22 protein-coding genes are annotated in these 26,329 nt (G+C 67.1%); 9 read left to right on the top strand and 13 right to left on the bottom strand.

Going from position 1 to position 26,329, the window contains the following annotated elements; translation table 11 throughout:
- Nucleotides 1–150: 150 nt before the first annotated feature.
- The 4 genes from LC490_RS19090 to LC490_RS19105 form a co-directional block, all read right to left on the bottom strand.
- Entirely contained in the window at nt 151–894 is a 744-nt protein-coding gene (locus LC490_RS19090; protein WP_036147863.1) for a cytochrome c1, read from the bottom strand.
- A 37-nt stretch (nt 895–931) separates the two neighbouring features.
- Nucleotides 932–2,191: a cytochrome bc complex cytochrome b subunit gene (locus LC490_RS19095; protein ID WP_031370411.1), complete on the bottom strand. Its 1,260-nt coding sequence runs from the start codon at nt 2,189–2,191 to the stop codon at nt 932–934.
- 3 nt (nt 2,192–2,194) lie between these two features.
- On the bottom strand, nt 2,195–2,815 hold the full coding sequence (gene petA, locus LC490_RS19100; RefSeq protein WP_031370412.1) for a ubiquinol-cytochrome c reductase iron-sulfur subunit: 621 nt from the start codon (nt 2,813–2,815) through the stop codon (nt 2,195–2,197).
- A 373-nt stretch (nt 2,816–3,188) separates the two neighbouring features.
- The gene (locus tag LC490_RS19105; RefSeq protein WP_223621230.1) at nt 3,189–4,214 is read right to left on the bottom strand and encodes a lytic transglycosylase domain-containing protein; all 1,026 of its coding nucleotides are present in this window, start codon (nt 4,212–4,214) and stop codon (nt 3,189–3,191) included.
- 156 nt (nt 4,215–4,370) lie between these two features.
- Between LC490_RS19105 and miaB the strand changes: the two genes are divergently transcribed.
- Together miaB and LC490_RS19115 are read left to right on the top strand one after the other, a co-directional pair.
- Entirely contained in the window at nt 4,371–5,819 is a 1,449-nt protein-coding gene (gene miaB / locus LC490_RS19110; RefSeq protein ID WP_223621231.1) for a tRNA (N6-isopentenyl adenosine(37)-C2)-methylthiotransferase MiaB, read from the top strand.
- Nucleotides 5,820–5,838: 19 nt separating this feature from the next.
- Nucleotides 5,839–6,333, top strand: coding sequence for a GNAT family N-acetyltransferase (locus LC490_RS19115; protein ID WP_036147865.1), 495 nt, complete (start codon nt 5,839–5,841; stop codon nt 6,331–6,333).
- A 441-nt stretch (nt 6,334–6,774) separates the two neighbouring features.
- Here LC490_RS19115 and LC490_RS19120 read toward each other — a convergent pair whose 3' ends face one another.
- The 9 genes from LC490_RS19120 to LC490_RS19160 form a co-directional block, all read right to left on the bottom strand.
- A complete protein-coding gene (locus tag LC490_RS19120) occupies nt 6,775–8,169 on the bottom strand; it encodes a DUF1501 domain-containing protein (RefSeq protein ID WP_223621232.1) in 1,395 nt (464 codons plus the stop codon).
- Nucleotides 8,170–8,192: 23 nt separating this feature from the next.
- Entirely contained in the window at nt 8,193–10,019 is a 1,827-nt protein-coding gene (locus tag LC490_RS19125) for a DUF1800 family protein (RefSeq protein WP_223621233.1), read from the bottom strand.
- Between the two features lie 233 nt (nt 10,020–10,252).
- Nucleotides 10,253–11,929 (bottom strand): amidohydrolase, encoded by a 1,677-nt coding sequence (locus LC490_RS19130; RefSeq protein WP_223621234.1) that lies wholly within the window; start codon nt 11,927–11,929, stop codon nt 10,253–10,255.
- A 1,190-nt stretch (nt 11,930–13,119) separates the two neighbouring features.
- Entirely contained in the window at nt 13,120–14,208 is a 1,089-nt protein-coding gene (locus LC490_RS19135) for an ABC transporter permease (RefSeq protein WP_223621235.1), read from the bottom strand.
- On the bottom strand, nt 14,205–15,143 hold the full coding sequence (locus LC490_RS19140) for an ABC transporter ATP-binding protein (RefSeq protein ID WP_031374218.1): 939 nt from the start codon (nt 15,141–15,143) through the stop codon (nt 14,205–14,207). The genes LC490_RS19135 and LC490_RS19140 overlap by 4 nt, the downstream gene beginning before the upstream one ends.
- Before the next feature lie 71 nt (nt 15,144–15,214).
- Nucleotides 15,215–16,192 carry an HlyD family secretion protein gene (locus LC490_RS19145; RefSeq protein ID WP_223621236.1) on the bottom strand — a complete coding sequence of 326 codons (978 nt, stop codon included), beginning with the start codon at nt 16,190–16,192 and terminating at the stop codon, nt 15,215–15,217.
- A 16-nt stretch (nt 16,193–16,208) separates the two neighbouring features.
- Nucleotides 16,209–16,940, bottom strand: a complete 732-nt coding sequence (locus LC490_RS19150) for a TetR/AcrR family transcriptional regulator (protein WP_081931384.1) — start codon at nt 16,938–16,940, stop codon at nt 16,209–16,211.
- An 836-nt stretch (nt 16,941–17,776) separates the two neighbouring features.
- A complete protein-coding gene (locus LC490_RS19155; RefSeq protein ID WP_223621237.1) occupies nt 17,777–18,667 on the bottom strand; it encodes an MBL fold metallo-hydrolase in 891 nt (296 codons plus the stop codon).
- Entirely contained in the window at nt 18,664–19,680 is a 1,017-nt protein-coding gene (locus LC490_RS19160) for an NAD-dependent epimerase/dehydratase family protein (RefSeq protein WP_223621238.1), read from the bottom strand. The genes LC490_RS19155 and LC490_RS19160 overlap by 4 nt, the downstream gene beginning before the upstream one ends.
- 333 nt (nt 19,681–20,013) lie before the next feature.
- On the opposite strand from LC490_RS19160, the gene LC490_RS19165 reads away from it, so the two are divergent.
- From LC490_RS19165 to LC490_RS19195, 7 genes are all read left to right on the top strand, one after another.
- Complete coding sequence (locus LC490_RS19165) at nt 20,014–20,682, top strand: phosphatase PAP2 family protein (RefSeq protein WP_161786161.1); 669 nt, start codon at nt 20,014–20,016, stop codon at nt 20,680–20,682.
- Nucleotides 20,683–20,724: 42 nt separating this feature from the next.
- A complete protein-coding gene (locus LC490_RS19170) occupies nt 20,725–20,958 on the top strand; it encodes a hypothetical protein (protein ID WP_031374019.1) in 234 nt (77 codons plus the stop codon).
- Between the two features lie 285 nt (nt 20,959–21,243).
- Nucleotides 21,244–22,230 (top strand): PhoH family protein, encoded by a 987-nt coding sequence (locus tag LC490_RS19175; protein ID WP_031374018.1) that lies wholly within the window; start codon nt 21,244–21,246, stop codon nt 22,228–22,230.
- Nucleotides 22,231–22,366: 136 nt separating this feature from the next.
- Nucleotides 22,367–22,849, top strand: a complete 483-nt coding sequence (gene ybeY, locus LC490_RS19180; RefSeq protein WP_031374017.1) for an rRNA maturation RNase YbeY — start codon at nt 22,367–22,369, stop codon at nt 22,847–22,849.
- Between the two features lie 302 nt (nt 22,850–23,151).
- Nucleotides 23,152–23,685, top strand: coding sequence for a GspH/FimT family pseudopilin (locus LC490_RS19185; protein WP_161786160.1), 534 nt, complete (start codon nt 23,152–23,154; stop codon nt 23,683–23,685).
- Between the two features lie 219 nt (nt 23,686–23,904).
- A complete protein-coding gene (locus LC490_RS19190; protein WP_031374015.1) occupies nt 23,905–24,774 on the top strand; it encodes a transporter associated domain-containing protein in 870 nt (289 codons plus the stop codon).
- A 276-nt stretch (nt 24,775–25,050) separates the two neighbouring features.
- Nucleotides 25,051–26,304 carry a DUF4105 domain-containing protein gene (locus tag LC490_RS19195; protein ID WP_223621239.1) on the top strand — a complete coding sequence of 418 codons (1,254 nt, stop codon included), beginning with the start codon at nt 25,051–25,053 and terminating at the stop codon, nt 26,302–26,304.
- Nucleotides 26,305–26,329 lie beyond the last annotated feature (25 nt).

The following is a 26,329-nucleotide window of genomic DNA, read 5'->3' on the forward strand; positions in this document are numbered from 1 at the left end:
TCCGCCGGTCGCAAGACGCCCTCCACCCGCTGTGGAAAGTCGTCACGGCCTCGAGCCTGCCCCCTACCCCATGCGCGGCGACGCCGGCTCCTGCCGTCGTCGTGCGCTAGCCCGCGCCTTAGCGGCGCGGGCCTCCCTGCGGGGATCGGATCAATGTTCCACGTCGCGCCAGTACTCGGTCTTCAACAGATACGCGATCAACGTGAACAACGCCAGGAACAGGATCACCCAAACGCCCAGACTCTGGCGCTTGAGCGCGGCCGGTTCGCCGGCGTACTCGAGGAATGTGGTGATATCGCGCGCCGCCGTCTTGAAGCCTTCGGCGTCGAGCTTGCCGGGCTGCGCGATCTTGAGGGCGTGCACCGGACGCTCGCCGGTGGCCTTGTCGAGTTCGCCGTACTCCGCATGCTGCAGACCCTGCAGTTCCCACAGCGGGTTCGGCATCGAGGCGTTCGGGAACAACTTGTTGTTCCAGCCCAGCGGACGGCTCTCGTCGAGGTAGAACGAGTTGAGATAGGTGTAGATCCAGTCGCTGCCGCGCACGCGCGAGATCACGCTGAGGTCCGGCGGCATCTTGCCGAACCACTGGTTGGCGTGTTCGGCGGTCATGTTGACCTGGATCTGCTCGCCGAACTTGGCGCCGGTGAAGTTGAGGTTGTTCATGACCTCCGCTTCGGTCAGGCCCAGGTCCTCGGCGATGCGCGAGTAGCGCAGGTACTTCAGCGAATGACAGCCCGAGCAGTAGTTCATGTACAGCTGGGCGCCGCGCTGCAACGACGCGCGGTCGTTGAGGTCGGTACCCGACTGCATCAGGTCGCCGCCGCCGGAGGCGAAGGCGGTCGCCGACACGAGCAGGCCGGCGGCAAAGGTGGCGAGCTTCTTCACGATACGCATCTTATGGAAGGGCCGGCTGTGATCAATCGAGCTCAGGTTAGTCATGCATCTTCACCCGTTCCGGCACCGGCTTGGTCTTGTCGAGCTTGGTCCACAGCGGCATGGTGATGAAGAAGGCGAAGTACAGGAAGGTCAGCACGCGGCCGATGATGGTCTCGACCGGGTCGGTACCCGGGCCGGCGCCGATCTTGCCGAGCCACAGGAAGCAGACCGCCAGCACCGCAAGCGCGAGCTTGCTCATCCAGCCGCGGAAGCGCACCGACTTGACCTTGCTGCGGTCCAGCCACGGCACCAGGAACAGCACCGCGATCGCGCCGAACATCACCAGCACGCCCGAAAGCTTATGCGGGATCACGCGCAACATGGCGTAGTACGGGGTGTAGTACCAGACCGGCTTGATGTGCTCCGGCGTCACCAGTCGATTGGCTTCGCTGAAGTTGTCGTGCTCGAGGAACCAGCCGCCGAACGCCGGGGCGAAGAAGATGATGAACGCGGCGATGATCAGGAAGAAGCCGACGCCCACCAGATCCTTGACCGTGTAGTACGGGTGGAACGGGATGCTGTCGAGCGGCTTGCTGGCATCCCAGCGGTTGCCCTTGGGGCCCTTCTTGATGTCGACGCCGTCGGGGTTGTTGGAACCCACTTCGTGCAGCGCGCCAAGGTGCAGCACGACCAGCAGCAACAGCACCAGCGGCAGCGCGATCACGTGCAGCGCGAAGAAGCGGTTGAGGGTGGCGTCGCCGGGCAGGTAGTCGCCCATGATCCACTCGGTCAGGCCGTTGCCGATCACCGGGATCGCGCCGAACAGCGAGATGATGACCTTGGCGCCCCAGAACGACATCTGGCCCCACGGCAGCACGTAGCCCATGAAGGCTTCGGCCATCAGCACCAGGTAGATCAGCATGCCGAGGATCCACACCAGCTCGCGCGGCTTCTGGTACGAGCCGTACAGCAGGCCGCGGAACATGTGCAGGTAGACGACGATGAAGAACAGCGAGGCGCCGGTGCTGTGCATGTAGCGGATCAGCCAGCCCCACTCCACGTCGCGCATGATGTATTCGACCGACGAGAACGCTTCGGCCGCGGACGGCTTGAAGTGCATCGTCAGGAAGATGCCGGTGACGATCTGGTTGACCAGCACCAGCAGCGCGAGCGAACCGAAGTAGTACCAGAGGTTGAAGTTCTTCGGCGCGTAGTACTCGGTCATGTGCTTGCGATAGAACGGCATCATGCCGGGCGCGCGAGCGGTGACCCAATCGAAGACGTTGTTGGCGGTGCGGGTAATGACGTTGGACATGACTTACGCCGCTCCCTTCGGATCAACACCGATGACGATGGTGTTGTCGTTTTCGTAGTAGTGCGGAGGCACCAGCAGGTTGGTCGGGGCCGGCACGCCCTCGAACACGCGACCGGCCATGTCGAAACGCGACTTGTGGCAGGGGCAGAAGTAGCCGCCCTTCCACTCCGGGTCGAACGCCTCGGGCCGGATCTCGGCCTTCATTTCCGGCGAGCAGCCCAGGTGCGTGCACAGGCCCACGAGCACCGAGATCTCGGGCTTGAGCGAGCGCAGTTCCGGGCTCTTCTCGCGCACGTACGCCGGCTGCTGGTCGACGTTCTCGGACTTGGGATCGCGCAGACGCCCGTCGAGGGTCGGCAGGATGTCGAGAATGGCCTTGGAGCGCTTGACGATCCAGATCGGCTGACCGCGCCATTCCATGACCAGGCGCTGGCCTTCGGTGAGGGCGCTGATATCGGCAGTCACCGGAGCGCCGGCGAGCTTGGCGCGCGCGCTGGGGTTCCAGGACTTGATGAAAGGCACCGCGGCAAAGCCGGCGCCCACGGCACCGACCACTGCTGTGGTCGCCGTCAGGAACCGACGTCGGCCCGTGTTGATAGGATCGTTGACCCCTTGGTTGGCCATCCGGCACTCCGCAAAGCTGCAATTCGAAGTTACGCCGCACCGTCTGGCGCCAAAGGCGACCACATACCACTGGCGGAAGGCTGGCGGCTCAAAAGACGGGGAAGTGTAGCGGAAGCGTTAAGCGCCCGACAATCCGCCATGACCGCGGAACGAGGATCAGCGCACGCCCGGAGGCGCCGAACGCCGGCGTCAAGACCTTGCCGGCGCGCCCCAGGCCGGGAAAAGGCCTGAAATCGGTGCGGTTCCGACACTGCACCGCCCTGCGCCCGACACCGGCCGAAGCAGGCGCCAGCGCGGAGCACGGCAAGGCCACCGCCGTCGGACGGATGAATCGGGAAGAGTCGGAGTGCGCCGAACGATCGGCGCGCGCTGGTCAGCGGGCGACGGTCGATGCCGAGCGGTAGCGTTCGGCGAGCACCGCCACGCGCTGTACGTAACGCTGGGTCTCGCTGTAGGGCGGCACGCCCTTGTACTTGTCGACTGCGCCCTCGCCGGCGTTGTAGCCGGCCGCGGCCAGGGTCAGGTTGCCGTTGAAGCGCTTGAGCAGCCAGGCCAGGTACTGCACGCCGCCCTGGATGTTCTGGCCGGCGTCGAAGGCGTTGCCGACCCCGAACCGGCGCGCGGTCGCCGGCATCAGCTGCATCAGCCCCTGCGCACCGACCCGCGACATGGCGTTGGGGTTGTAGGCCGATTCGGCGTGGATGATCGCGCGCACGATCGCTTCTTCGACCCCGTGTTGGCGCGCTGCCGCGGCGATTTCGGCCGAGAACGCCTCGGTGTTCAGGCGCAGGGTGCCGAAGTTGACGCCGGGCCGCGCCGCGCAGGCGAAGCAGCTCTCGATGAAGCTGTAACGGATGGTCCGCACCGCCGAGACGTTGGCCAGGCCCTTGGGCCGCTTGCTCGTGTAGTGGCGTACGCCGTCCTTGATATAGGAATAGACCTGCCCCTGCACCAACCGGGTCGGCGCCGCCTGCGGGGCTGCCGGCACCGCGACCACCGGGGCAATGGCGTTGGACCCGGTCTGGCCCGGCGTGGCCTGGCCCGACGCGGCCGTACCCGGTGCGAACGCGGCCGGCCTGAGCCCGGCCGCAGCCATGGTCGCAGCCGCGCCGCTGTAGGTGGCCGGGGGGTTGTTATGGATAGAGGCCGGGGCCGAGGTCGCGCTGCCCGAGCCGACCGAGCCCATCGCCGGCGGCGCATACGACACCGGGGTCGGGTTGCGCGGGCGGTTGGGACGGTTGATGTACTGGCCGGCGACCACGCAGCTCGCGCCCTTGACCTTCTTGCTGACGTAGCTGCGCTCGCCCGAGGCGCTTTCGCAGCGGTAAACGGTACCGGCCACGGCCGGCGCAATGGCCAGCAGGCAAACGGTCCCCAGCAGCAGCGAGCTCCCCCTCATGGGCGGGAGTGTCCTCTGCCGCGCTTGCGCTGCCAAGTACTTGATACAGAAACGTGACGCCCGGCCCGGCTCGGGCCCGCGAGAGCTGGCTTGGGGCTAAACTGGCGCCCCTTCCGGCGCGGATTAACCGCCGCCCTTCCCGGACCCGGACTACCCATGACCGACCTGCACCCCCTGCCCACGGCTCCGGCCGCCGGCTCCGCTTCCCCGCCCGCCACCGGCGCGTCGGGCGCAAAAAAGCTGTTCATCGAGACCCACGGTTGCCAGATGAACGAGTACGACTCGGCCAAGATGGCCGACGTGCTCGCCGCCAGCGACGGCCTCGAACTGACCCAGGACGTAAGCGAAGCCGACGTCATCCTGATCAATACCTGCTCGATCCGCGAGAAGGCCCAAGAAAAGGTGTTCAGCCGGCTCGGCCGCTGGAAGCAGCACAAGCAGGGCGGCCGCCCGGTCATCATCGGCGTCGGCGGCTGCGTCGCTTCGCAGGAAGGCGCGGCCATCGTCAAGCGCGCCCCCTATGTCGACCTGGTGTTCGGCCCGCAGACCCTGCACCGCCTGCCCGAGATGATCCGCGCCAAGCGCGAGACCGGCCTGCCCCAGGTCGACATCAGCTTCCCCGAGATCGAGAAGTTCGACCGCCTGCCCGAGCCGCGCGCCGAAGGCCCGAGCGCCTTCGTCTCGATCATGGAGGGCTGCAGCAAGTACTGCTCGTTCTGCGTGGTGCCCTATACCCGCGGCGAAGAAGTCAGCCGCCCGTTCGAGGACGTGCTGGTCGAAGTGGCGCAACTCGCCGCCCAGGGCGTGCGCGAGATCAACCTGCTCGGCCAGAACGTCAACGCCTATCGCGGGCCGATCGCCGGCGAGAGCGAGGCCGGCCAAGACGGCGCGGAGCCCGAAGTCGCCGACCTCGGCCTGCTGATCCGCACCATCGCCGAAATCGACGGCATCGACCGCATCCGCTTCACCACCTCGCATCCGCTGGAGTTCAGCGACTCGCTGATCGAGGCCTACCGCGACGTCCCGCAGCTGGCCAACTACCTGCACCTGCCGGTGCAGGCCGGCAGCGACCGCATCCTCGCGGCGATGAAGCGCGGCTACACCGCGCTCGAGTTCAAGCAGAAGATCCGCAAGCTGCGCGCGGTGCGCCCGGACATCTCGGTCTCCTCGGACTTCATCGTCGGTTTCCCCGGCGAGACCGAGGCCGACTTCGAGAAAACCATGAAGCTGATCGAGGACGTCGGCTTCGACCAGTCCTTCTCCTTCATCTACTCGCGCCGCCCCGGCACCCCCGCGGCCGATCTCGAAGACAGCGTCGGCGACGCCGAGAAGCACGCGCGCCTGTCGCGCCTGCAGGCCGCGGTCAACGCCAACGCCATGCGCATTTCCGAGTCCATGGTCGGCAGCGTCCAGCGCGTGCTGGTCGAAGGCCCCTCGCGCCGCGACCCGAACGAACTGACCGGCAAGACCGAGAACATGCGCTCGGTGAACTTCGCCGCGCCGGCCCGCCTGATCGGCGGCTTCGTCGACGTGTTGATCACCGAAGCCATGGCCAATTCACTGCGCGGTCGGGTCGTCGTCGACGACGGCCGCGCCGCCGCCTGATCCCCGCAACGGAGCCCGCATGGACCGCGACTTCATCATCCGAGAACTGGCCGCCGACGAATTCGAGCGGGTCTGGCCGATCTTCCGCGAGGTGCTCGCGCGCGGCGAAAGCTACAACTACCCGGCCGAGCTCTCGATGGAGCGCGCCCAGGAGATGTGGACCTCGCCGCCCTACCGCACCTTCATCGCCGAGGCCGACGGCGAGACCCTGGGCTGTTACAAGCTAGGCCCGAACCAGTCCGGCCGCGGCGACCACGTCGCCAACGCCAGCTACATGGTCGCCGAGCGCGCCTGGGGCCAGGGCGTCGGCTCGGCGCTGTGCGCGCATTCGCTCGAGCAGGCGCGCGAGGCCGGTTTCGCGGCGATGCAGTTCAACTACGTGGTCAGCAGCAACGCCGCCGCCGTGCACCTGTGGCTCAAGCACGGCTTCGAGATCGTCGGCCGCGTGCCCAACGCCTTCCGCCACGTCTCGCTGGGCCTGGTCGACGTGTTCGTGATGTATCGGCCGTTGTGAGGCGGGGATGGGTTGAAAGCCGGATGGGTTGAAGCGGGAATGGGGAATGGGGAATGGGGAATGGGGAATCGGGAATCGTAAGAGCGGTGGCGGGCTGCAGCGCTGACGCGGCGCGCGCCTTGCTTATCTCCCTCTGATCGCGCTCTGACTCCCTCATCGCGCCCTTCCCGCGCTGTGCCGCCTGGTCGCGCACTTGGCGTGCCGCCTCGCCGCGTCCCTGCCTACCGTCATTCCCGCGAAGGCGGGAATCCAGGGCCTTCCGTGCGAGAACGCTCCAGGTCTCCCGATGCCCGCCTTCGCGGAAACGAGGTGCCGGAGCGAGGACGCCGAAAGCACTCCCCCGCCGACATCCGGCTCCGCCCGGCAAAGCGCAGCACGCTCTTACCGCCATCGCCTGGCAAACGGTCGGCGGCGTGCGACTGCGCACGCCGCGCCGGCTAGCTACGCCATAAACCCGAGATTGCGCGAGTTGAAGTTGCCCAAATTCGGGAAGATCAAATCCAACTCGCTGTCGCCCACCCCGAACCAGCGCGCCAAGGTCGCCCCGTACTGATCCACCGAGGTGGTCGGAATGATCTGGCCCCAACCGGCGTCGTCGTCGCCGCCGTTGATCAGGGTCGGCATGGCGCCGAAGAATCGCCCGCCGCGCACCGCGCCGCCGACGATGAAGTGATGGCCGCCCCAGCCGTGATCGGAGCCGTCGCCGTTGGACGACAAGGTGCGGCCGAAATCCGAGGCGGTGAACGCGGTGACCTTGTCGGCCACGCCGAGTTCGCCGGTGGCCGCGTGGAAAGCGGTCATCGCCTGCGACAGCCGCGCCAGCAGGCCCGGCTGATCGCCGAGCAGGCTGTCGTGGTGGTCGAATCCGCTCATCGACACGAAAAACACCTGCCGCTTCAGCCCCAGCACCTCGCGCACCTTGATCAGCCGCGCCACCATCCGCAACTGGTTGCCCAGGTCGGACTCGGGAAATGCGGTCTGCAACGGCGCGGAGGCGTCCAGCGCCATCGCCACCGCCGAGGCGTTCTCCCTCGCGCGGCGGAACGCGCCGGCGTAACTGCGCCCGAACACGTGCGACTGCGCGCCCGGCGCCATCAACTGCAGAAAGGCCCGGCGGCTGTCTTCGTCCCACTCGAACCGGCTGAACTGGCGCGGACCGTCGTTGCCGATCACGTACTGGCTGGATTGGCTCGCGCGCTGCAGGATGCTTTCGAAGTTCAACGACACCGACATCGGAATGAAGGCGTCGGGATTGGCGTCGCGCAGCAGGTCGGCGATATGCCCGGCCCAACCGTAGCCGCGGCCCTCGCCCGTACGCGAGACCTGCCAGTACTGTTGCTGGTCGTTGTGCGAGAACAACTGCGGCGGCAATTGCACGGATTGATTGAGGTATTCGGCCTTGCTGGTCGGCCGGATCAGGGTGCCGACATTGCCCAGCACCGCCGCCTGCCCATTGTTGAACAAGCCTTGCAGGCCGCCCATGCCGACCAGGTCATCATCGGTGGTGCAGGCCTGCAAACCGTACTCGGCGCCGTCCGAAGCGCCGCCGCCGGCTTGCGCGACCAAGGGCAACAGTCGGTTCTGTTCGAGCGCCAGGGTCGCGCGCGCGGTCCGGTACTGCTGGTAATGACCGTCGTCGCGCGGCACGATCATGTTCAACGAATCGTTGCCGCCGAACAAGAACACGCAGACCAGGGCCTTGTAATCGTCGAAGCGCGATGGCCCATAGGCGTTGGCGGCCGCCTGCGCCAGACGCAGGTTGCCGAGCGCGGAATACAGGCCGGCGCCGCCGAGCGCGGCGCAGATCGTGTTGGTCAGGAATTGCCGACGTTTCATGGATGCTCTCTCCGTATTCCTGCTTACTTCTGCACGATGTAATCGGGCGAATTGACGATCACGTACAGCGCCTCCTGCACCCGCAGGCGCTTGGCCGCAGTGGTATTGGCCGGCATGCCGCTCAGCCGCTCGGTCAGCACTTGCTTCATCTGCTCGGTCATCTGCCCGGACAGGAACAGCGCGTCGTAACGCGCGATCAACGCGGGAATGTTGTTCGCCAGCGCGATCTCCGCGCTGAGGTCGATCGCCACCTCGTCGTTGCCGATGCCTTCCGGATTGCCGATATAGGCCTCGAAGATCTTCCTCATCAGATAGCTTTCGTTGGCCGGCATCATGTAGTCGGTCGCCAATTGCAATTCCGGCGCCACCAGCCCCAAGCTCTGCGGCTCGCCGTTGGGGCTGTAGCGCGGGCTGAAGAAGTTGAACACCGACGGCGCATACATCGGCACCTGGCCGAGGTAGTTGTCGACGCTCCAGAACTCTTCGGTGTGCCCGCTCTTGGACTTGCCCTTGAGCGCGCGCCACAGATGGGTCAGGCGCAGGATCGGCTCGCGCACCTTGCCGAAATGCGCCGGCTGCGCGGCCGGATCGCGCGCTTCGGGATCGAGCAGGATCGCGCTGACCACCGCGCGCAAATCGCCGCGCACGCCCTGGCCGTTGTTGTCGAACGCCGCGGCGACCCGGCCGACGTAGGCCGGGCTGGGGTTGCTGGTCACCAGCCGCTGAATCAACTGCTTGCCGATGAACGGCCCGACGTTGGGATGGTTGAAGATATTGTCCAGCGCCGCACTCAGATCGCCGCGACCGCTGCCGCCGCCGGCGAGCTTGCCGCCCGGCAGACTCACGCCCGGATACAGCAGCAACTGCTTCTCTTGCGCCGAGGCGTGATAGGCCGCATGGTTTTCCATCGGCGACACCCAGGCCGGCGCGTCGACCTCATAGAAATAGCAATCGAACGAGCCTTCGGCTTGACAGCCCTTGAAGGTCCAGCCGGTGAACACGTGGGCGAAACCCCTTACGGTGTCCTGGCCATAAGTCGGGATCGGATTCTGCGCTGCGTCGAGCAGCGGCGTTCCGTCCTGCTTGAGCTGGACCAGACCGACGCTGAACAGCTGCATCACTTCGCGCGCGAAGTTCTCGTCGGGACGGATGTTGTTGACCGGATCGGGCTTGCGGTTCTGCAGCATCGACAGATAGATGCCCATCACCGGATGCAGCGTCACGTCCTCGAGCAAGGTGCGGTAATTGCCGAACGCGTCGCGGGCCAAGGTGTCGTAGTAGTGGCTCATCCCGTACGACGCGTGGTAAAGCGGATCGGAAGTCGCATCCGACACCACCATGATCTGGCTGAGCGCGAACGCCACCCGCTGGCGCAGTTGGTCGCGGTGCACGATCAGGGTCGGCTTGATCGGGTCTTTGCCGCCCACGGCGTTGACGAACCACGCGTCCAGCCGCCAATCGCGGCTGAAGTCGTCGGGCCTGCGCACGCGGGCGTTCTTGAGGAACGTCAGTTGCGAAGACGCCGGGAACCCGATCTGCTCGTTGATCCAGGCGGTGTAACCGATCTGCTTGAGACGGTCGATGTCTTCGCGGGTCGGCCCGAACGTGGCTTGGGCGAGGAAGCGCGCGGCTTCGCCGTCGGTGGCGGGAATGTCGGCGAACCGCGCCGCGGGCGCGGCGCCGATCGCACCGCGATCGGCGCGCAGCAGCAGCGGATCCGGGGCGCCGGGATACGGCCCGCCGTAGTCGGGCGTCGGCGTGACGCCGCGCAGGGCGATCAAGATTCCCAACGCTAGCAACAGGCGCGACGATGCGCCCATCCGCGCTGCGCGCAGAAGTGTCGATTTCATTGCAGGCCCCCGAGGCTGGCTATTCGGGAGCGATGCTAGGGTCGGCGCAGACTATAAAGTTTGATCGATAGCTCGTTTTCAATTGGAGTCGCGGCGAAATCCGGATTGACAATCACGAAATTACGAGTCCGCTACAATCGTCATCGGCGTTGCGTGATCGCGGCGCGGAGCCGCACGCGGACGGCGGCACCATCAAGCGCTCGGCGCGTACTCGCAGCGGCAACGGGAAGCCGTCACGGCGCGGATCGCTCGGCACGCCACACCGGCTTGCCGTCGACATGGGTCGCCAGCACCGTCAAGGTGCGCAACTCGCGCGGATCGATCGCGAGCGGATCCTGCTTGAGCACGACGAAGTCGGCGCGCTTGCCGACCGCGAGGCTGCCGACTTCGGTTTCGGCGAAGCCGGCATAGGCGGCATCAAGGGTGAAGCCGCGCAGGGCCTCGAACGCGGTCAGTTTTTCTTGCGGATGCCAGCCGCCGAGCGGCAGGCCGGCGCCATCGCTGCGGGTGGTCGCGGCGTACAGGCCGAGGCGAGGATCGACCGCTTCGACCGGAAAGTCGGAGCCCAGGGCCAGGCGCGCGCCGCTGTCGCGCAGCTGCCGCCAGGCATAAGCGCCGGCGATGCGCTGTGGGCCGATGCGGTCCTCGGCCCAGGGCATGTCGCTGGTGGCATGGGTCGGCTGCATCGCCGCGATCACCCGCAGCGCGGCCAGGCGCGGCAGATCCTGCGGCGCGAGAATCTGCGCATGCTCGATGCGCCAGCGATGATCGCTGCCCTGGGCGTCGCTGCCCAAGGCCTGCTCATACAGGTCCAACACCTGGCGATTGCCGCGGTCGCCGATGCCGTGAGTCGCGACCTGCACGCCGCAACGCTTGGCCTTCGCCATCGCCTTCGCCATCGCCGGCGGCGTCATCCGCAACAGACCGCGGTTGCCGGCCTCGTCGCTGTAATCCTCGAGCATCGCCGCGCCACGACTACCGAGCGCGCCGTCGGCATAAAGCTTGACCCCGCGCATGCGCAGGTGGCCACCAGGATGCCGGTACAGCCCATCGCGGCACAGATGTTCGAGAGCGTCGCCGTCGCCGGCAGCAAAGGCGGTGATGCGCAGCGGCAACGCGCCGCGTTCGGCCAGGCTCTGGTAGCCGCGCAGCTGTTCGAGATTGACGCCGGCGTCGTGGACGCCGGTCAGGCCATGGGCCACGGCCTCCTGCATCGCCAGGACCAGAGCGCGCTCGGCCGTCGCCGCGTCGAACGGCGGGCGCGACGACTCGACCAAGGCCATCGCATCGTCGATAAAGATGCCGTTGGGCCGGCCCTGCGCGTCGCGCAGGATCTTGCCGCCCTCGGGTTGCCAGTCGCCGGACAGATCGCGCGCGATCGCCCGCATCGCCGCGCTGTTGCCCCAGCCGGCATGGCCGTCGATACGCTGCAGCCAGACCGGGCGATCGGGGAACTCGGCATCGAGGTCGGCCGCGCTCGGGAACCCGGCATCGGGCCAATCGTTCTGATCCCAGCCGGCGCCGATCAGCCATTGCCCGGGCGCCAATCGCTTGGCGTGATCGCGCAAGCGTTGCAGCACCTCCTGCTTGCTGCGAGTGCCGACCAAGTCGGCGCCGAGCTTGTTCAAGCCGAGCTCGAGCATGTGCGCGTGCGAGTCGATCAAGCCCGGAATCACCGTCGCCTCGCCGGCGTCGACCCGTTGCGCCCGCGGATACCGTCGCAGCAACTCGGCGCGGCCGCCGACGGCGAGGATCTTGCCCTGCCCGTCGTAGGCCATCGCCTCGGCGCTCGGCTGCGTAGGATCGAGGGTATGAATGCGCGCTGCGGTGAGGACGCTGACCTCGGCGGCGGCCGTCGGCAGCGACAAGACTGCGCACAAGCTCGGAATCAGATATCGCAGACGGCGCATCGCGTTCCCCGGCCCGGACCGAAGCGGAGAATGTGCGAGAAATCGGGTGTTCGGCGCAAGGGCCTGAGGCTCAAGTCACGGTTTGCCGCGCGGGACCGGGTCGGTCGCCCCTAGCTGCCGTTGCCGTTGCCGTTGCCGTGATTTTGATCTGCTTTGCTGCTTTGCCGGTCAAGTGGAGACCCGGAGGGCGCCGCACAGGACGTGCGGCGTTTTTCGATAAGACAGGGACGTCTTATCGAAAAATCCCGGCGCGGGCACCGCACTCGTGGCCTGTGCCCTTGCAAGGAAAGCCCTTTTCTTTGGTTACCTTTGACCGAAGGGAATCCAGACGGACTTTTGGGCTTAGCAAAAGAAAGTAACCCGGCCGCGTGAGCGGACGGAAGCTTTGCTCTTGCTCGAAGAAGGAAGCATCGTGAACTCTTCCACTGTAGGAGGGGCGTAAGCCGCGACCGCAACGCATCAATCTCGCGCCGATGGCGGCCGCAGCCCGTCAGGGTAGGAGCGGCGCAAGCCGCGACCGCGCTGCGATGGTCTCGCGGCGCTTCTCTCAAGCAAGATCAAACGCCAAGAGCTTCCGCCACTAAAGTGGCGGGTTACTTTCTTTTGTCATAAGCAACAAAAGTCCGCCTGGATTCCCTTCGGTCAAAGGTAACCAAAGAAAAATGCTTTTCTTTGAATCACAGGCCCGCACGCGCGGTGCAGACGCGGGGCTTTTTCATACGGGACATCCCTATCCCGATGAAAAACGGCGCGCATCCATGCAGGCCGCCCTCCGGGTATCCTGTTGCCTTCGCTGGTGAGACACGGCGCACAGCAACAGCAACAGCAACAATCCCGCAGGTATCAGAGTTCGAGGGGTAGGAGCGGCGTACCACTGGATTTCCTTCGGTCACAAGCCGCGACCACGCCGCCACTATCGCCACGCGCCGGCGGCCGTAGATTCGCGGTCGCGGCTCGCGCCGCTCCTACCCTGCGACAGATCAAGGCTTAGAGCGATGACGGCGGCCATGCGACTTCTGCGCATCCCTTGGTCGCGGCTCACGCCGCTCCTACACATCGACAACAGCGACGTGGCGGCACCAGCGCGGCCCGGCAGCCAGCAGCCGGAGCCGGCTAGGCTCGGGCTCGGCACGGACTGGGCTGGACTGGGTTACCCCGCAAAGACATCGAAGCCAATCCCCACCGATTCCTTAGTCCAGCCGCTTGCTGAATCTCGCCACCGCCGCCGTCATCATCACCACGATGAAGACCGACAGATACAACACGTCCTGCCACAGCTCCCACAGACTCGCGCCACGCAGCATCACTCCGCGGATCAGGCGCAGGAAATGCGTCATCGGCAGCACCTCGGCCAGCCATTGCGCGACCTTCGGCATGCCCGCGTACGGAAACATGAAGCCCGACAGCAGGATCGATGGCAGCAGAATGAACACGGTCATCTGCATGGCCTGGAATTGCGAACCGGCCTTGGTCGAGATCATCAGGCCCAAGGTCAGGTTGGCCAGGATCAGCAGGATCGCGGCCAGGTAGACGTCGAGCACGCTGCCCTTGATCGGCACGTCGAACAGCCACAGGCCCAGCAGGATCACCACCGTGGTCTGGACCAGGCCGATCACCGCGTACGGCAGGACCTTGCCGATCATCAGCTCGGTGCGGCTGACCGGCGTGGTGATCAACAGCTCCATATTGCCGCGCTCGCGTTCGCGCACGATCGCCACCGAGGTGAACATCACCATGGTCATGGTCAGGATCACGCCGATCAGGCCGGGCACGATGTTGACCGGCGAGCGCCGCTCCGGGTTGTAGAACGCGACCACGCTGATCGGAGCGACCTTGCGCGGCGCCGCCACCGTGCTGTCGATCGGCATCTGCGCCAGTTGCACCGCCGCGCTCTGCACCACGGTGTCGCTGCCGTCGACCAGCACCTGCACCGCTTCGCGGCCGTCGATGCGGCGGCGCTCGAAATCGGCGGGAATGCTGACCCCCACGCTGACCTGGCCGCGCCGCAGCATCTCCATCAATTGCTGCGGCGTGTCGGCATCGGCGACCGGCTCGATTACACCGGTAGCGACCATGTCCATGACCAGGGCGCGCGAAGCGGCGGTCTGCGATTGGTCGGCGATGGCGGCGTTGAGCCCGCGCGGGTTCATGTTGATCGCATAACCGAACAGCACCAATTGGCCGACCGGAATCACCACGATCATCGCCAGGGTGATGCGGTCGCGGCGCAGCTGGCGGATTTCCTTGAGCACGATCGCCCACAGCCGACGCAGTTTCATGAGGCCTGCTCCGTATTCGCCGGCGCGGTTTCGCGGCCGCGCGTGGCGGCGACGAACACGTCCTCGAGATTGGCCGCGGCCTGGTCGACCTCGGCGTCGAGCCCGGCCGCGCGCAAGGCCTCGGCGAGACCGTATTCGGCGCGGTCGGCGCGTTCCAGCAGCACCCGCAGGCTGTTGCCGATCTGGGCCACGCTGAGCACGCCGGGCACCTCCACCAGCACGCGCTGAGCCTTGCGCGGCTGCGCCGCGCGCACCTCGACCGCGCGCCCGGCGAGCGCGCCGGTCAGTTCCGCCGGAGTGCCGTCGGCGACCAGCACGCCGCGGTCGAGAATCGCCAGGCGATGGCAACGTTCGGCCTCGTCCATGTAGTGCGTGGACACGAGCAAGGTCGTGCCGGCGTCGGCCAACTCGAACAACTTCTCCCAGAAATCCCGGCGCGACTCGGGGTCGACCGCACTGGTCGGCTCGTCGAGAAACAACAATTCGGGCTCGTGGATCACCGCGCCGGCCAGTGCGAGGCGCTGTTTCTGGCCTCCGCTCATCGTGCCGGCGAGTTGCTTCTGGCGATCGCCGAAATGGTATTGCTCGATCAACTCGTCGACACGTCGGCGCGCCGGCGCCTTGGGAATGTCCTGCACGGCGGCGAGGAACTCCAGATTCTCGCGCACGCTGAGGTCCTCGAACAGAGAGAACTTCTGGGTCATGTAGCCGATGCGCCGACGCAGCGCTTCGGCCTGTTGCGGAATCTTCAGGCCCAGCACTTCGATATCGCCAGCAGTCGGCGTGAGCAGTCCGCACAGCATCCGGATGGTGGTCGACTTGCCCGAGCCGTTCGGACCGAGGAAGCCATAGACGCAGGCGCGCGGCACGGTCAGGTCGACGCGGTCGACCGCGCGCAACTGGCCGAAGTGCTTGCTCATGCCGCGTGCCTTGATGACGGCGGTCTCGCCATCGGGGTCGCCGCCGGGCGGCGTGGCCGTCATCGCAGCGGCGGGCAAGTCATCGCTCATGGCCCGAACTCGACCCGCACCGGCAACCCGGCCGGCAATTGCGCGGCCTTGGTGTCGATGACCTCGACTTCGGCCAGATAACTCAAACGGGCCGCGTCCTCGCCGGTCAGAGCGTAATACGGGGTGAAGCTCGGTTCGCTGCGGATCATCCGCACGCGGCCGTTCCATTTTTGTTCGCGGCCGTCGATGAAGACGCGTGCGCTCTGCCCCACCCGCACATCCTGCCGGATCGGTTCGGGTACGTAGACGCGCGCATACGGCCGCTCGCCGACCAGCATCACCGCCAACGGCGAACCGATTGGGGCCTGGTCGCCGAGCTTGTACGGCAGGCTGTCGATGACGCCGTCGCGCGGCGCGACCACGTCGAGCTTGCCGACGTTGACCGCCTGCACCTCGGCCTGGGCCTGCGCCGCGGCCAATGCAGCCCGGCCTTGGGCGATGCGCTCGCGGCGGGTGCCGTGTTCGAGTTCCAGCAAGGCGGCCTGCGCGGCGCGCACCTGCGCCTGCGCATTGCCGGCTGCGGCGCGCGCGCGATCGACCTCGGCCGCGGCGATCAGGCGCTGGCGGCCGAGCGGCTGCACACGGGCGTAGTACGCGGCCGCATCGGCGGCCTGGGCCTGGGCGGCGGCGAGGGTGGCGCGCGCCTGGGCAATGGTTTCGCTGCGCGGCCCCGCTTCGAGCTCGGCCAGCGCATCGGCCGATTGCCGCGCCTGCGCCTGCGCCGCGCTCAACTGCGAACGGCCGCGGTCGAGTTCGAGTTGCAACACGCGCGTACCGGCCTTGACCCGCTGGCCTTCGCGCACGTCGATGCGCACGACTTTCTCCGCCGCCGGTGCCGGCAAAGTCACCCGGTCCCATTCCAGGGTGCCGAGCGCCTGCGCCGGCTCTTCCTTGCAGGCCGCCAGGGCGATGCACAGCAGAGCGAGCGCGAACGGACCTGCGTGCGGCCTGAGTGCGTGCTTGATCGTATCCATCGCAGGGTTCTCGCAATCAGGGAGTGAGGCCGCGGTCGAGCAAGGCCAACGCATGACGGCGCTGGGTGTCGAGATCGAGATCGTCGGCGTCGAACAAGCGCCGCCAGATCGGTGCGCTCGCGGCCGGGAACAGGGTCAAGCCGACCAGGCTCACCATCAGCAGGCGCGGGTCCAGGTCGGCATTGATCTGCCCGCGCTGCTGGGCCTCGGCGAAACGCCGCGCCATCATCTGCGGCACCAGCGGGCCGATCTTCTGCAGCAGCAGGCTCTCGCGCAGCGCCCCGCCCTCGCACAGCACCTCGCGCACCCACAGCGACGGCAGCCACGGATGCGCGGCGATGACTTGGCCGATGCCGTGGACGAAACCCGCGATCAGATCCATGACGTCGCCGGGCTCGCGGGTCAGGTTGTCGCGCAGGCTCAGGAACACCGGCAGCAGGCGTTCGTTGCTGACCGCCTCCTGCAACTGCTCCTTGTCGCCGAAGTAGTAATGCAGCAGGGCCGGATTGACCCCGGCCTCGCTGGCGATGGCGCGCAGCGAAGTCGCGGCGATGCCCTGGCGGGCGTAGCAGACGATCGCCGCGTCGAGCAGGCGCGCGCGCAGATCGGGGTTGTCGGCGGCAGCCGGCCGGCCCGGTGCGCGCTTGTTCGCGGCAGGTCGGCCGGCAGAGCGCGGCTTGGCGGCAGGCTTGGCGGCAGCTTTGGCCGCGCGCTTGGCAGGCGGTTTAGTGGGGGGCGCAGTGTCCATGCGCCATATTTAATTCAACAATTAATTAGTTCGCAAGCCCGAGCCGACCGACGGTCGTCGTCCGAACGCCATCGCGCCGCCTATTTAGGGGGCGGCGCGAGCCGCGACTGACCGACGTTACGTGCTCGCAGCCAAGGTTTGCCCCGGGATTGGTCATTGGCGCCGCGGCACAGACCGCTGCGCGGCATGTAGAGCCGTTGCCGTTGCCGTTGCCGTTGCCGAGATTTTGATCTGCTTTGCCGCTTTGCCGGTCAAGTGGAGACCCGGAGGGCGCCGCACAGGACGTGCGGCGTTTTCCGATAAGACAGGGACGTCTTATCGGAAAATCCCGGCGCGAGCATCGCACTCGTGGCCTGTGCCCTTGCAAGGAGAGCCCTTTTCTTTGGTTAGCTTTCTTTTGGGCTTAGCAAAAGAAAGTAACCCGGCCGCGTTAGCGGACGGAAGCTTTGCTCTCGCTGTGGTATCTCAAGAAGCAGGATCAAACGCCAAAAGCTTCCGCCACTAAAGCGGCGGGTTACTTTCTTTTGTCTAAAGCAACAAAAGAAAGGTAACCAAAGAAAAATGCTTTTCTTTGAATCACAGGCCCGCACGATCGATGCCAACGCGGGGATTTTTCATACGGGACATCCCTGTCCCGATGAAAAACGGCCTGCATCCATGCAGGCCGCCCTTCGGGTCTTCGATTGCCTTCGCTAGTGCGAAGCTGCGCACAGCAACAGCCACTGCTACGGCAACGGCAACGGCAACGGCAACGGCAACGGCAACGGCGAGCTTGGCGCAGTTCCGAACTCGCGATGCAACTTTAGCCCCGCAGGGCGACCCACAAGAGGCTAGTCTCAACCGCCCCGCTCGCCCGCCTCCGCCTCCAACACCGCCGACGGATGGCGCCGCCGCCACTCCGCCAGCGTCTGCGCGCAATGCGCCGGGATCAACCAGGCCCCCGGATGGGTATCGCGGAAGCGCGTCAGCCTCCGCAAGGTGTCGCGGTAGGCGCTCGCATCGTCCATCACCAGCAGCCGCGTCAGCCACGGCAAGTCCCGACCAAGATCGAGTTGCTCGCGGCGCCAGAACGCATCGGCAGCGAGGATCGCCCGCTCGCCGTCATGGGTACGCAGCGCCAAGCCGATCTGGCCGCGCGCATGCCCCGGCAAGGGCAACGCGAACAGGCTGCCGTCGCCGAACAGATCCCAGCCTTCTCCGCCGAGCGTCGCCAAGTCGCCGTCGAGCCCGCGCCGGCCGCGTTCGTCGAGCAACTGCAGGCGGGCGACGAAATCCGCCGGCAGCAGTTCCTTCCAGATCTGCGCATGCAGCAGGCCGAACCAGCCCGAGTCCTCGACTTGCCGCCAGGCATCGGCATGAGCGACGAAACGCGCCTGCGGGAACTGGCCGAGCCCGCCGATGTGATCGGGATGGAAATGACTCAGCACGACCATGCGCACTTCATCGCGAGCCAGCCCACGCCGCTGCAGCAAGGCCGCCGCGTCGGTATGCGGCGCCGAGCAGGCGTGAATGACGCGGCGATAAAGCCAACGCAGGCCGCGCCGCATCGCCAGGCGCGCCTGCGGGCCGTAGCCGCAGTCGAACAGGATCGCGCCCTGCAGCGGGTGCTCGATCAAGGCCCAGCCGGCCGGGAAGCTCATCGCCGCACCGGCGTCGAAACCGAGATGACGCGGGTCGGCGCAGCTGTGCCCGGACACGCCGAGCGTCAGCGTGACCTCGCCGCTCACCGTCGCACCTGCGCTCGCGCGAGTTCGCCGAGGGTTTTCGCCAGCGCGTCTTCCATCGTCACGCGCGGCCGATAGCCCAGCTCGCTGCGGGCGCGGCCGATGTCGAGGGTCATGTCGACACTGAGCAATTCGATGCCGTAACGCAGCAGCGGCGGCTCGCGATCGGGACTGAAGCGGCGATACCAGGCTTCCACGCCGCTTGCCACGGCAAGCGCCAACGACTTGGACATGCGCCGTCTGGGCCGCGGCAACGACAAAGCGTCGGCGAGCCGGTCGATGACGCCCCAGATCGCGACCGGTTCGCCGTTGCTGATGTTGTAGACGCGGCCGTTCAATCGCCAGGAGGCATCGATCGCCGACACGATCGCGTCGACGACGTTGTCGATGTACGTCAGATCCACCCGGCAGTCCTCATGGCCGATCCGGCGCAGCCGGCCGCTGCGCAGCGCCTGCGCCAGGCGCGGCAGGATCGCAGTGTCGCCAGGGCCGAAAATCGCCCGCGGCCGCAAGGCCAGCGCGGACACGCCGCCGGCCGCGCAGCGCTCGAACACCCGCCGCTCGGCGATCAGCTTGGTCGCGACGTAGTCGTTGACCGCCTGCGCCGGCAAGGGATGGTCTTCGCGGATGTCCAGATGCGGGTGGCCATCGTGATAGATGCCGGGCGTGGAGATATGCACGAGCCGCCGCACCTGGCGCGCGATGCAGGCGGCGACGACGTGATCGGTGGCGTCGATGTTGGCGGCGACGAAATCGGCGCGCCGTCCCCACGGGCTCGACAAGGCCGCCGAGTGCACGACGATGTCGGCGCCGCGCAAGGCGCGATGCACCGCGGCCTCGTCGGTCAGGTCGATGGCGACGAACTCGATGCCCTGCGCCTGCAGCGCGCGGCCGCGCGCGGGGTCGCGACCGAGGCCGACGACCTGGGTCCAGGGGCGCGTCGCGACCAGATGGCGGGCGAGCGCGCCGCCGACGAAACCGGTCGCGCCAGTGACCACGATGCGTTGCGTCGTCATGCGTCCCTGCCCATGCGAACTGTCCACGAGCGCTGCGATCGGGCTGCGCCGAGCTTCGTCGTCATAGCGTCGTCGTCATGGCATTCGGTCGTATCGTGGCTACGAATCCACCTCAGTATGGCCCCTGGGCCCGGTTCTCCGATAGAACCGACCGGCCCTGCCGAGCCGGCGACACCTGCGACGACACGGCCCTAGCCTAGCTACTGGCCATCCAGGCCCGGTATCGACGATCCTGCACACCGCAGCCACATGGACGGATCTCCGCCCATGCCCATCCGCCGCGAGCGCAACGATGACTTCAGCGCGAGCCTCCCCACCGATGACCCCGTCCGCATGACTGCCGCCTCCATCGACACGACCGCCGCGACCTCGACCGAGGTGCCCTTGCCGCGACGCATCGCCATGGTCCTGGCGACCATGACCATCGCCACCGTGTTCTACCTCGCCATCAACACCTATCCGCTGCGCGAGCCGCGGCTGTTGCCGCTGACCTTCATCGACGAGTGGATCGGCTGGCAGGCCTGGACGATCTGGCCGTACTGGCTGCTGCTGTTCACCGGCCCGGCGCTGTTGCTGTCGATCCGCGAGCGCAGCCTGCTGCTCGCTACCCTGCGCGCGTACGCCATCGCGATGTCGCTCAACGCCGCGATCTGGCTGGCCTGGCCGACGCGGATGCTGCGCTCGGGCCTGCCCGAAGAGATGGACCCGTTCACCGCATTCGCCTGGCACTGCCTGTATGCGCTCGACGACGTCAACAACTGCTTCCCGTCCGGGCACATCACCATCCCGGCCGTGGTCGCGGTCGGCGCGGGCCTGCAATACCCGCGGGCACGGCCGTGGATCTGGCTGACGCTGATCGCGCTCGCACCGAGCGTGATCAGCACCGGCCAGCATTACGCCTGGGACATCGCCGGCGGCCTCGTCACCGCGACCATCGGTCTCTTGCTGGCCGGCGTACCCTTGTGGCGTCCTGGCGCGGCCCCGCTGTTGCAGCCGCAGTAAACCTGCGGCCGCTGCATCTTTTCGCATTCACGAGGACACGACATGCCCGACCCCCAACCCAAGCCCAGCTTGATCTCGCGCGGCGCGGTCGGCTTCTGGTTCCTCGGCCTCGGAGTGCTCGGCCTGGTGCGCTCGCTGATGCGCGCCTACCGCAGCGGCGTGTTCGACGCCGACGCGATCACCCTGCTGTGGTTGATCGGCTCGATCCTGCTGACCCTGATGGGCGCGCTGCGCGTATGGCGGGCCTGGCGCGAAGGCAGCCTGCCGCGTGACTGAACCGTACCGACTGAACCGGACCGGCTGATCCGGGCCGGCTGATTCGGCACGGCCGAGCGAGCATCGCTGCGCCCGCACGCCGAGCCCACAGCAACGCCCCCAAGCGAGGCTGCCGCCCATGAATCTCGCCACTCGCACTGCCGGCCACGCAAGGCCGGTGCAGCAGCGGCGGCGTTCATCCGGGCCGCCCTCGAGCCACCCCGCGGCTTTGCGAAAACGTTCCGACAGGCGCAAGCTGTAAGGCCTCGACGCGTCATCATCACGCGAACTTCTTACGCTTCCTCTATGTCCGCACGCACCGTTTCCGAATTCACCCTCGACCCCGTCGACAGCGAACGCCTGGCGAATCTGAGCGGGCCTTTCAACGGCCATCTGCGCATGATCGAACTGCGCCTGGGCGTCGAGATCGCCAACCGCGGCAACGTGTTCCGCATCGACGGCCCGGCCGCGGCGGTCGGCCAGACCGAACGCTTGTTGCGTAATCTGTGGAAGGACTCCGCCGCGGAAACCCTCGACGAAGCCGCGATTCACCTGGCCCTGACCGAAACCGGCGCCGACCAGGTCGTGGCCGACGACATCGAACCGCAGGAAGTCGCGATCCGGGTCAAGCGCGGCACCATCCGCGGCCGCGGCGCCAACCAGGCCAAATACCTGCACGCGATCGCCACTCACGACATCAACTTCGGCATCGGCCCGGCCGGCACCGGCAAGACCTTCCTCGCCGTCGCCAGCGCGGTCGAAGCGCTCAACGAGACGCGGGTGCAGCGTCTGATCCTGGTGCGCCCGGCGGTCGAGGCCGGCGAGAAGCTCGGCTTCCTGCCCGGCGATCTCACCCAGAAGGTCGACCCCTATCTGCGCCCGCTGTACGACGCGCTGTACGAAATGCTCGGCGTGGAGAAAGTGGTCAAGCTGCTCGAACGCAACGTGATCGAGATCGCGCCCTTGGCGTATATGCGTGGCCGCACGCTCAACGATGCCTATGTGATCCTCGACGAAGCCCAGAACACCACCATCGAACAGATGAAGATGTTCCTGACCCGCATCGGCTACGGCAGCACCGCGGTGGTCACCGGCGACCTGACCCAGATCGATCTGCCCAAGCACCAGAAGTCGGGCCTGCGCGACGCGCTCGACGTGTTGCGCAACGTCAACGGCATCAGCTTCACCTTCTTCGAGGCCAAGGACGTGGTCCGTCACCCGTTGGTCGCGCGCATCGTCAGCGCCTACGACGCGCGCGACGCCAAGGACGTGGAGACCGGGCCGGGCGTTTGACCCGGCGCGGCCCCGGCCGCGCCCACGCGATCGGAGGATCGCGCTATCGCAGGACCGCGCTTCGGCCTGCGCTATCGACCAGCCACCGCGAAGCGCAGGCTGCAAACCACGAACCGCCGAACAGTGAACCGCCGCAATGACCAAAGGTCCGATCCGTCTCGATGTCTCGATCAACTACGGCGTGCCGCGCAAGGGCCTGCCGGCGGCGAACAGCTTCCGTAAATGGGTCGCCGCGGCGCTGGAAGGCCGCATCCGCGAGGCCGACCTGGCGATCCGGGTGGTCGACAACAAGGAAGGCCGCTCGCTCAACCGCCATTACCGCGGCCGCGACTACGCCACCAACGTGCTGAGTTTCCCGGCCGACATGCCCGAGGGCCTGCCCGAAGGCGTGCGCCTGCCGCTGCTCGGCGACCTGGTGATCTGCGCGCCGGTCGTCGCACGCGAGGCCCGCGAACAGAAGAAAGCGCTCAACGATCACTACGCCCACTTGACCGTGCACGGCACCTTGCACCTGCTGGGTTGGGACCACGAGGACGAACGCGAAGCCGAGTGCATGGAACAACTCGAACGCGAGATCCTCGCCAGCCTCGGCATCGCCGACCCGTACATCGAAGACTGACGCTGCGAACTGCACGGCGCGGACGCGACGGTGCGAGTTCGGACTGAGGTTCCGCCAGTGTCGGCATAATCCCCAGGGCGCTGTCGGCCGATTCCGACACCGTGCCGGCGGCACTGCATCGCTGCAGGCAAACGCCGGGAAGCCCGCTCGGTATCGACGGATTCGCCCTGATGCGGGCCTGCCGGGCCCGATGGCGTCCTAGCTCCCTCACCGACGAATCCCCACTCCGGCGCGGGCGCATTTCCTATGCGCCGTCCTCGCGCCTCGGCCCAGACTGCCCACATCGCAGGAAGGAGCCTGGTATGCGTCGGATGAAAGGAATCTCGTTGCTGGAAGTGGTGGCCGCCTTGGCCATCGTGTTCTTGTTGATCGGCGTGGCGATGCCGGCCTTGCTCAACGCGGTCGCGCGAGTGCGCATCGGCCACACCCGCATGGCCCTGGTCGACAGTTTCCTGGTCGCCAATCGCCTCGCGGTGGCGGCCGGCAGCGCGACCGTGATGTGCCCCGCACCGGCCCAGGGCGGTTGCAGCGGGCGCCCGGATTGGAGCCGCGGCTGGCTGGTGTTCGCCGATGTCGACGGCGACCGCAAATTCACCGCCCGCGACACCTTGATCCAACGCCGGCCGGCGCTCGGCGGCGACCTCCGCCTGCACAGCACCTTGGGCCGCACGCGCATCGTGTTCCAACCCGACGGCGACATCGCCGGCACCAACCTGACCTTCACCCTGTGCTCGGCGCAGGCCGATCCGGCCGGAACGGTCGTGCTGTCCAATGCCGGCCGCTTCCACCTGGGGCAGGCGTCCACCGCCCAGGTACGCAGTTGCCGGGATGGCTGAGCGGCCACGCCGGAGCCCGCGCAAAGCCCGCTTCGGCGCCGAACGGCGGCCATCTCGCGCGCATTCGCGGCGGTCGCCGCCCCTGTTGCAGGATTGCTACAAAGCGCGACCGGCAGCCCGCTACCAGGGGCCGAACGGCGCCTTGACCGCCCCATGCCGACCTTCCGGGTTAGACTTGCGGCACAGCCCTCCCCCCGAGGGCCACAGTTCAAGAGTCGAATGTCCGAGGACGACAGTAGTAGCACCCACGCGCCGGAAATCCCCGAGAAACGGCGTTCCTGGCTCGACCGCATCAGTTCCGCGCTGTCGGGCGAACCCAGCTCCCGCGAAGATCTGGTCGAGTTGCTGCGCGATGCGCAATCCGACGGTCTGATCGCCGCCGACACCCTGCACATGATGGAAGGCGCCATCGCGGTCTCCGACCTCACCGTCGGCGACGTGATGATCCCGCGCTCGCAGATGATCGCGCTGCCGGCCGAGGCGAAATTCCTCGACCTGATGAAGATGGTGGTCGAGTCCGGCCACTCGCGCTTTCCCGTGCACGGCGAAGACAAAGACGAGATCCTCGGCATCCTGCTGGCGAAAGACCTGTTGCGCGGCGTGGTCGCCGACAACGGCCCCGGCACGATCCACGAGTTGCTGCGTCCGGCGGTGTTGATTCCCGAATCCAAACGCCTGGACGTGCTGTTGCGCGAGTTCCGCCAATCGCGCAACCACATGGCCATCGTGATCGACGAACACGGCGGCGTCGCCGGCCTGTTGACCATCGAGGACGTGCTGGAGCAGATCGTCGGCGAGATCGACGACGAGCACGACGATGCCGAAGACCCGAACGCGCTGATCGCGGCCCAGGCCGACGGCCAGTACGTGGTCGACGCGCTGACCCCGATCGACGACTTCAACGAACGCTTCGGCGCCGATTTCGACGACGACGAGTACGACACCATCGGCGGCCTGGTCACCGCGGCGATCGGGCACCTGCCCGAGGCCGGCGAAGAACTCACCCTCGACCGTTTCGTGTTCCGCGTGGCCAGCGCCGATGCGCGGCGCGTGCATGCCTTCCACGTCGGCGTGCTCGGCAGCCTGTGACCGCCTGGGCGGCGCACGGCAAGCTCGTGCGCCCCGAAGACGTGGCCCGCGAAGAGGCGGCCTGTCCGGGCCGCCATGGCCCCTTGAGCCACTACGTCCCCCGCACCACACCAGGCGGAATGGCCGGCCGGGGGCGTTGCAGCCATGCGGAGCCTGGCACCGATCCGCAGCCGCCGACCTGACTGCGGAGCGGCTCATCGGTTAGAGCTCCGGGCGAACCCTGTCGCCGTGGCTGTTTACAATGGCCGCTATTCGCCTCGCCGGACCCTGTCGCCTGTGACCTCCACTTTCCGATTCGTCCGGTCGTTCGCCCTCGCCAGCCTGCTCCTGCTCCACAGCATCGCCTTCGCCGCACCGACCGGCACGCTGGCGGCCGCGCCGCAGCCCGCCGACACCACCGCAACGACCACCGCCACGCCGCGTGTCGGCATGGTCACGATGCAGCCCGGCGAAGAGTTCTGGTCGCGTTTCGGCCATGACGCGTTGGTCGTCCTCGACCCCGCCAGCGGCCGGGCGATCTCGTACAACTTCGGCTACTTCGATCCGACCGAATCGGACTTCGTCCCACGCTTCATCCGCAACGACATGCGCTATCGCCTGTTGGCCCTGCCGTTCGACGACGACATGGCGCAGTACGCACAGGAAGGCCGCGGCGTGTCGGTGCAGTGGCTGAACCTCACCCCGAAGCAGGCGCGCGAGCTGGCCGAGGCGCTGCGCGTCAACGCCTTGCCCGAGAACGCCTACTACCGTTATCAGTACTTCGACGACAACTGCGCCACGCGCGTGCGCGACGCCATCGACAAAGTGCTCGGCGGCGAACTGCGCCGCCAGACCGAAGGCCGCTCGCACGGCAGCAGCTTCCGCAGCGAAGCGCTGCGCTTGTCGGCGCCGGAACCGTGGATGTGGCTGGTGCTCGACGTGATGATGGGCCCGGAAACCGACAAACCGGTGCCGGTGTGGGCCGAGTCCTACGTCCCGAGCCGGCTCGCGGCGGCGCTGCGCGAGGTCAAGAACCTGCAAGGCCAGCCCCTGGTCCAGGAAGAACGGCCGCTGCTGCCGCACAAAATCTCGCCCGAGCCCAAGGACCAGCCGCTGCCGTGGTGGCCCTGGGCCCTGGCCGGCCTGGCGATCGCCGCGGCGCTGGCCTGGATCGGCGAGCGCAGCCCGCGCGTACTCGCGGTCGCGGCGTTGCCGCTGTGGGCGGTGCTCGGCCTGGTCGGCGCGGTCCTGCTGTACGCCTGGGTCGACACCGGCCACAACTACATCTGGGCCAACCGCAACCTGTTGCTGTTCAACCCGCTCTGCCTGCTGCTGTGGTTCGGCGGCTGGCGCGCGCTGCGCGGCCGCGAGACCGGCCCGGTGTTCGTCTGGCTGACCGGCCTGGTCGCGTTGTGCGCGCTGGCGGCCTTGTTCCTGTACTGGCTGCCGGTGTATCCGCAACGCAACGCCCACTGGATCGCGCTGTGGCTGCCGATCCAGGTCGGGCTGTGGGCCGGGTTCCGTAAAGCCGCCCGATTGCGCCTGGCATGACGGCTTGCCGCAGCCGTCTTGCGCG

The sequence above is a fragment of the Lysobacter sp. ESA13C genome, from assembly GCF_019970005.1.
Lineage (GTDB): Bacteria > Pseudomonadota > Gammaproteobacteria > Xanthomonadales > Xanthomonadaceae > Lysobacter > Lysobacter antibioticus_B.